We start from the raw sequence: 7134 nt of genomic DNA, 5'->3' as shown, positions 1-7134 counted from the left end.
TGGCCGTCTGGCTCTTCGGGGTTTACGACGCCTGGGCGATCGCACGGCGGATGAACGCGGGAACCGTCCCGTTCCGGGAGGTGCGCCTGTCGACGATCGTCATCTTCATGGTCGTCTGGACGGTCGGGGTGCTTGCGCTTCTCACGCTCGCAGCGCTCGCGGCTTTTGCGGCCTTCACCGTGGGGATGTAGGGCGGGACGCGATATCCGGAGATGGCTGGAGAACGGGAAGAGAAGTCCCCTGAAAGCGCAAATCGAAGTTTCCGTCAGCCGTCCGTCTCCATAAGGCCTATCGGGGAGAACCGGCTGATAGTCTCCGGGCAGGCACCTTTATCTCTCCCCGGTCCCTGCACACCGGGGGACAATGGCGCAGGCGAACCGAAGGTGGAGGTACGTGCTGTTCATACTTCCCGTACTGCTGCTCGTGCATGCCATGGCCTTTACCTCCGCCGCCAGCGTGGCCGATCCGGCGGGAGACTTCCCGGACGCCGACATAACCGATCTCTCCTGCGACGCCGGTGAGGGCGTCCTGTATGTCCGGATCGATCTTGCCCGGGATCCCGTGGGGAGTTACGGCGGGACGGTCTTCGTCGATGCTGATCGGAACCCTTCGACGGGCTACCGGGAAGGGACCGGCGCGGACTACGTCTACGACTTCTCCGTCATGCCCATCGTCTATGCCGAGCCGCTCGTCTCCGCAACCCTGAACGACGACCCGGTGAGCGAGGATACCCTCTCCTGCAGCGGGAGCCGGATCGAGATCGCGATCCCCCTCGATGCCTCCGGGGGCGGCGGTGCGGACCCGGACCTCTTCGCCGCCGCCTACGCCGGAACCGCGGGGGGCCTCGCCTTCGACCGCGTCCCGGACTATGGGGTCGTGAACGCCGGGAACGGTGAGGTGCGGGTTCCGGGCGGGAACGCACGGATGAGCGCCGGGTTTCAGGACCGGGCAGGCGACGCGCCGTCCGGGGACGTCACGGGCCTTGATATGGACGTCCACGACGGCGTGCTCGACCTCCTGGTGACCTACGCAACCCCCGTCGAGGACGGGGGGAGTTATCCGGGAGGCGACCTGAAAGGCTGGATCCTTATCGACGCGGACCAGAACCTGGCTACCGGGTTCATGAACGCCGAAGAGGCGCCGCCGTCGTTCGGGATCGACTACCGTCTGGACTACACGATCGGATCCCTGCTCGGGACCGGCGCGAGCCTGGAGAAGGCCGGCCCCGGGCTCGCGGAAGAAGGCTACGCGGAGACTGCGGCCGTCCCTCTCGGGGTTCCGTACAACGACGCCGTGTTTCTGGTTGCCGGCAACCAGACCTTCTTCCGGATCCCGCTCACGCTGCTCGGGTCCGGCGACGGGAGGGCAAGCATCGTCCTCGACTCCTTCCCGCTCGATGAGTTGTCCTCCGCCGGAGAACTGGATCAGGTCCCGGATACGGGGGCCGGGGCGATCGATTCCGCGACCGGCAGGATTCTCCCTCCCCTGGCATACACCGGCCAGCCGGTCCTCTCCTCCGACCGGGCGGGTGATTCGGCCGGGTTCGGTTACGACGGGGACGACATTGTCTCGGTCGAGACCGGGTATGCGGGGAGTATCCTCCTCGTGAACGTCACCTATGCCAGCCTGGAGCCGGACGACGGGGCCATAACCACGGTCTTCTTTGATACCGATCAGGCAGGAGACGGCCTTTTCGAGTCGGCCTTTGTCTACTCCCTCTACAACGGGAAGCTCGATGCCCTGCTGGTGGGGGATACCGGCGGCGTCTTCGGGGCGAGCGGTGTCCGGCACCTCGTCACCATGCGGGGGAACAGCATCCATGCAAGCGTCCCCCTGGAACTCCTCAACGACGATGGGAAACTGGACCTCTACGTCGAGACCGCCCTCGTCCCGAGCCGTGCCAGTATCCCGCTTACCGAACTGCGCGGCAGGGTGTGGGAGGCCGAGGAGCGAACCGGAAGGGGCGAGGTTCACATCAATCCGGACAAGTTCAACAGGACGGTCTACGACCGGGCCCCGGATACCGGGTTCATCCCCGTCGCGCCGTAGTCCCGGTCGACTGCCTCCCTTCCCACAACCCTTATCCCCACAACCCCTCTACTTGCGCCCATGCAGCGCCAGACCGTCGAATCCACCAACATCAAATCGGTCGGTTACGACCCGGAAGACGAGATCCTGGAGGTCGAGTTCCACAGCGGCGGGGTCTACCACTACGTCGGCGTGCCGCCCGAGGTCTATGAGGGAATGCTCGCGGCCCGGTCGAAAGGCCGCTACTTCGGGGAGTTCATCCGGCTGCGCTACCCCTACGAGAAGGTCCGGTGAGGGGACCTCCGGCGGTGCCCGCCGCAACCGCTATCATCACCGCCGATCACAACCCACCCGTATGTCTCAACAATCAGCCGGACGCGCCGGCGTCAGCTCCGTCGGCTACGATCCCACAACGAAGGCGCTTCTCGTCGTCTGCTCGACCGGAGACGCCTACCGCTACGCCGGCGTTCCGAGAGAAGTCTACAACGGTCTCCTCGCAGCCGCATCGAGGGAGCAGTTCGTCCGCGAGTCCATAGAGGGCAGGTACCCGCGGGAGAAGTACCCCTGCATGGCGGTGGGGGAGGACATCTGACCCCGAACCCCCTCACTCCCGCTGCTTGCGGAACTCTCCGAACGCTTCGAGGCACCGCCGGCCGTCCGGGCTCTCGCTCAGGAACTCCAGGAAGAGCCTGAGGCGCTCCAGCGTCTCCGGGCTCACGTGGTGCTCGAACTGGCAGGCGTCCGTCTCCGCGATCTCTCCCTCGACCCCCAGGAGTTCCAGCAGGTCCGCAAACGTCCTGTGCCTTCTCTGGAGATCGCGGGCCATCTCCTCGCCCGCCGGGGTCAGCGTCGCGCCCGCGTAGGACTCGTAGACGATAAGGCCTTCCTGCTCCAGTTTCCGGAGCATCTCCGTGACCGACGGCGGTTTCACGTCGATCGCTTCCGCGATCCTGCCGGTCTGCGCCCGCCCTTCCTGTTTCTCGAGCAGGCAGATGATCTCGATGTAATCCTCCGTAGTCTTCTTCCGCATCTCTCCTTCCTCCTTAAAACCCGATCAGCACCATCCGCAGCGCACCCCCGACGAGGAGCGCCGCCGTCACCATCACGCCTGCGGCGGCGAGCATCCCACGCGCCCCGAGCTCCCGGAGGAGCACCACGAACGTCGCCACGCACGGGAAGTAGATCGTGAGCATCGTCACCGCGATCACAAGCTGCTCCGGGCTCATCCCGAGCGGCACCAGCATCCCCACCGCGAGATCCTTTCGGAGGAACCCTACGAGGAGGGCGACGGCCGCTCCGGCGGGAAGCCCGAGCCAGGCCTCCATCACCGGGGCGAAGACGGCCGCGAGCAGGTCAAGGAACCCGACCGAGTAGAGCAGGTTGACGAGCAGGATACCGAGGAAGAGGTAAGGGATCGCCTCCCCGATGAAGCCCCGAACCCGCATCCAGGTCTTCATAACGGTCGCCCGGAGATCCGGCGCCCGGTAGGGGGGGATCTCCAGGAATATCTCCGGGCACTCGCCCGGCACCACCCGGTTCAGGATCAGGCCCGCGGCGACGTAGACGACGGCGAGGGTCGCAAAGACCATCACCACATAATGCAGGCCGAACGGCCCGAGAACCCCGAAGATCATCGCGATCTGCGCCATGCACGGGATCGCAAGCGACATGAGGGTGGCGGCGATGAACCGCTGCTTCTTCGTCTCCAGCACCCGGGTGGCGAGCGCCCCCGGCACGTTGCACCCGAACCCGAGGAAGACCGGGATGATGCCGTAGCCGTGCATCCCGAGCCTGTGGAAGAAGGTGTCGGCCAGCGTCGCGAGCCTGGGGAGGTAACCGGTATCCTCGAGGATCGAGAGGACGAGGTAGAACGCCACGATGTAGGGGAGGATCATGGCGAACGGAACGAAGAGCCCGGTGGTGAGGAGCCCCATCGACTGGACGTAATCGATCTCGCCGTCGATGAGGTGTCCGATCAGGATCTCGTGCAGGATCCCGGGGCCGAGGAGGTCGCTCGCCCTCATGGCGATCGGGGTGTAGAGGTCGAAGAGCGGCTCGAAGACGTACGCTATGAGCCCTTCGCCGATCCACCTGACCGCCAGGAACGCGGCGGCGATGACCGCGAGGGCTATGAAGAGGCCGCTGATCGGCCGGATGCTCGCCTCGCTGAGTCGGTCGGCGAGGGTGTGGTGCCGGTGGGCGATCGTCTGCACCTCCCCGGTGATCCGGCCGACCGTCGCCCACCGCTCCTCCTCGCTCATGGGTCGGATCGTCGCCGAGGGGCGTGCCCCGCCGAGCCGTCCCACGAGTTCCCGGATTCCCTGCCCGGAAAGGCCCACGGTCGGGACGACCGGCACCCCGAGGAGCCGCTCGAGCCCGGCGACGTCGATCGCGATCCCCTGGTGCCCGGCCTCGTCCCAGAGGTTGAGCGCGACGGCCGCCGGGACCCCGCGCTCCAGGGTCTCGAGGGTCAGGTAGAGGTTCCTCTCCAGGTTGGTTGAATCGACAACATTGACGACGACGTCGGCCTCTCCGAGGATCTCCGCGGCGACCTCTTCGGCGGGGTTCGTGGGGGTGAGGGAGTAGGTGCCGGGCGCGTCTATCACCGCGGCAGGGCCGTCCGGAAGATGCATCTTCCCGCGGGAGACGTCGACGGTGGTCCCGGCGTAGTTCGAGGTGATTACCCGGGTGCCGGTCAGCCGCGAGAAGATCCCGCTCTTCCCGACGTTCGGGTTGCCCATCAGGACGACGGTCTTCATGCGGCCACGTCCACGACGACCCTTCCGGCCATCCCGCGGCCGAGCGTCACTTCCCGGCCGTCCACTTCGATCACCATCGGGCCGCCGAGGGGGTGGCGGGTGACGACGGTGAGGGTCTTGCCTTCCCTGATTCCGATGGTCCTGAGTTTCCGGACAAAGCCCGGGTTTCCGATAAATCGGGCGATGGTCCCCTGCGTGCCCGGTTCCAGATCAAGCAACGTCTTTTCCATGGCGATCCTTTTTAGGTATACCTAAATCTGGTGCGGGAAGTAGATATACCTTACTTCCGTAGCCGTGGGCACTCTCCCGGATCCGCCGTCCCGGCCGGAAGCAAGGTTTATCCCGGTGGTTCGCGTAATCCGAGAAGAGAAGCACCTGCCACCAGAGGAGCGACCCATATGACGACCGTGATTGCCGTTGACCTCGGCGGAACCAACCTCCGCGCCGCCCTGGTAGACTCCGACGCGACCCTGCTCGCCCACGACGCCGTCCCGACGCCGACTGCGGGCCCTTCCGGGGAGGTGATCACCGCCGCGATCGCCGCCCGGATAGAGGCTCTCCTCGCGTCGCCGGAAGGGAGAGAGGCTGCGGCCATCGGCGTCGCATCGGCCGGCCCCCTCGACCTCGGCCGCGGCTGGGTCGTCGGCTCCCCGAACATCGCGTTCCCGGTCGTGGAGATCGTCGAGCCGCTCCGGGAGCGGTTCGGGCTGCCGGTCGCCCTGATCAACGACGCCCGGGCCGGGGTCCTCGGCGAACGGTGGGCGGGCGCCGCCCGCGGCTCCGACAACGTCGTCTACATCACCCTCTCGACCGGCATCGGCGGGGGTGCGGTGGTGAACGGCTGCCTCCTCCTCGGGATGAGCGGAAACGCCGGGGAGATCGGGCACATCCCCGTCGATACCCGCTACAATCTCGTCTGCGGGTGCGGGTTTGCCGGCCACTGGGAGGCCTACGCCTCCGCAAAGAACATTCCCGGGTTCTTCACGGCGTGGCGGGCGGCGGCCGACGTCCGGCACGTGGCCTTCGACCCCTCCTCCACCCGGGCGATCTTTACGGCGGCACGGGCAGAGGACCCGGTCGCCCTCGCCTTCATGGAGGCGCTCGGGGAGATGAACGCCCGGGGGATCTCGGCCGTCATCGTCGCCTACAACCCCGAGGTGATCGTCTTCGACGGACCGCTCGCCCGGTACTATGGTGATATCGTGATCCGGCAGATGGAACCGTTCATCGACCGCTACCTCGCCCTTCCCCGGCTTGCCGTCTCGAGCCTTGCAGGGCAGGCGCCGCTTCTCGGGGCGGCGGCGTACGCGCTTGAGGCCCGGTGAGGTGGGCACATGATCGAGATCTACCAGAACCTCTATATCGGGACGCAGGAGGACTACGAGGTTGCTGTGGAGGCGCACGAGACCTGGTGCGTGGTGCACGCCTGCCGGAGCCCCTACCACTGCCTGGCGGTCACCTACTCCCCGCTCGGCACGGTGCCGCCGGATCACCCCGAGCACCTGGTCGCCCGGCGGGGGAACCGGCTGATGCTCAACCTGGTCGATGTGAAGGATCCCGCCGACGTCCCGAAGGAAGCCGTCGATGCCGCTCTCGCTTTCATCGACCGGTGTCTTTCGGAGGGGCGGCAGGTGCTGGTCCACTGCGGTTTCGGCGTCTCCCGGTCGGCGGCGATCGGGCTCCTCTACCTTGTGGCCTACACCGACGTCCTGCCGAGGGAGAGGTTTGCCGACGCCGAGGAGGCCTACCGCAAGATATACCCGCCCTACAAACCCGGCCGGGGGATCCGGGGTTTTCTCGAGGCGCACTGGGACGAGTACGCAAGGAGGCGGGTGGCGGCGTGACCGCGGAGCCCCTCGGCACCGCCGCGATCGAGGTCCGGCGGTCGCGGTTCTATGCGCACCTCTACCGGGTCGAAGGGCCACAGGACGTCGCGGGGGTTCTCGCCGGCCACCGGGAGGCCTACCGGAAGGCCGCCCACCACTGCGCCGCCCTCCGGTGCGGAACCCTGGAGGAGTTCAGGAACGACGGCGAGGTCGGCCGGCCGGGGAGGGTGCTCCTCGACCTGCTCCGCAAGCACGGCCTCGGGAGCCACGCGCTGGTGGTCTCAAGGATCTTCGGAGGAGTCCTCCTCGGCCCGGGGAACGTCGGGCGGGCGTTCCGCGACGCCGGGGAGGCGGCGATCCGCGAGGCAGGGGTTACCCGGTGACGGGGGCCTGCCCCTGCATGATCGAGCCACCTCCGGCGATTGGTTTTTGAGATGGGAACGAATCTGGCAGATTCGTGAGATCCGCTGAAGAATGGATGAAGTTGTCCCAAAACACTATTGCCGGGAGGGGGACACCCC

The 7134-nt window shown here is 66.8% G+C and carries 9 protein-coding genes and 1 pseudogene; 7 read left to right on the top strand and 3 right to left on the bottom strand.

The genetic code is table 11. The features are described from left to right. The 4 genes and pseudogenes from BRA62_RS02380 to BRA62_RS02365 all read left to right on the top strand — a co-directional run. A pseudogene (locus BRA62_RS02380) lies at positions 1–191 on the top strand (hypothetical protein); the annotation flags it as partial. 202 nt (positions 192–393) lie between these two features. Continuing rightward, positions 394–2049, top strand: coding sequence for a hypothetical protein (locus BRA62_RS02375; RefSeq protein WP_292364525.1), 1656 nt, complete (start codon positions 394–396; stop codon positions 2047–2049). 60 nt (positions 2050–2109) lie between these two features. Then, positions 2110–2322, top strand: a complete 213-nt coding sequence (locus BRA62_RS02370) for a KTSC domain-containing protein (protein WP_292364524.1) — start codon at positions 2110–2112, stop codon at positions 2320–2322. 61 nt (positions 2323–2383) lie between these two features. Then, positions 2384–2620: a KTSC domain-containing protein gene (locus BRA62_RS02365; RefSeq protein ID WP_292364523.1), complete on the top strand. Its 237-nt coding sequence runs from the start codon at positions 2384–2386 to the stop codon at positions 2618–2620. A 12-nt stretch (positions 2621–2632) separates the two neighbouring features. Here the strand turns inward: BRA62_RS02365 and BRA62_RS02360 are convergent, their stop codons facing one another. Genes BRA62_RS02360 through BRA62_RS02350 form a run of 3 tightly spaced genes read right to left on the bottom strand, consistent with a single transcriptional unit; the run spans position 2633 to position 5017 of the window. After that, positions 2633–3058, bottom strand: coding sequence for a metal-dependent transcriptional regulator (locus BRA62_RS02360; RefSeq protein WP_292364522.1), 426 nt, complete (start codon positions 3056–3058; stop codon positions 2633–2635). 13 nt (positions 3059–3071) lie between these two features. Further along, a complete protein-coding gene (locus BRA62_RS02355) occupies positions 3072–4787 on the bottom strand; it encodes a ferrous iron transporter B (RefSeq protein WP_292364521.1) in 1716 nt (571 codons plus the stop codon). Next, complete coding sequence (locus BRA62_RS02350; protein ID WP_292364520.1) at positions 4784–5017, bottom strand: FeoA family protein; 234 nt, start codon at positions 5015–5017, stop codon at positions 4784–4786. Before BRA62_RS02350 ends, BRA62_RS02355 begins: the two co-directional genes overlap by 4 nt. A gap of 168 nt (positions 5018–5185) precedes the next feature. Between BRA62_RS02350 and BRA62_RS02345 the strand changes: the two genes are divergently transcribed. The 3 genes from BRA62_RS02345 to BRA62_RS02335 are packed head-to-tail and all read left to right on the top strand — an operon-like array spanning position 5186 to position 6996. Then, positions 5186–6112: an ROK family protein gene (locus BRA62_RS02345; RefSeq protein ID WP_292364519.1), complete on the top strand. Its 927-nt coding sequence runs from the start codon at positions 5186–5188 to the stop codon at positions 6110–6112. Between the two features lie 9 nt (positions 6113–6121). Further along, positions 6122–6631: a dual specificity protein phosphatase family protein gene (locus tag BRA62_RS02340; RefSeq protein WP_292364518.1), complete on the top strand. Its 510-nt coding sequence runs from the start codon at positions 6122–6124 to the stop codon at positions 6629–6631. Beyond that, positions 6628–6996 (top strand): YigZ family protein, encoded by a 369-nt coding sequence (locus tag BRA62_RS02335; RefSeq protein WP_292364516.1) that lies wholly within the window; start codon positions 6628–6630, stop codon positions 6994–6996. Before BRA62_RS02340 ends, BRA62_RS02335 begins: the two co-directional genes overlap by 4 nt. Positions 6997–7134 lie beyond the last annotated feature (138 nt).

The sequence above is a fragment of the Methanoculleus sp. UBA208 genome (genome assembly GCF_002498065.1).
Taxonomy (GTDB): domain Archaea; phylum Halobacteriota; class Methanomicrobia; order Methanomicrobiales; family Methanoculleaceae; genus Methanoculleus.
Note: the sequence above shows the minus strand (reverse complement) of the source record. Positions and strands in the feature narration are given on the sequence as shown.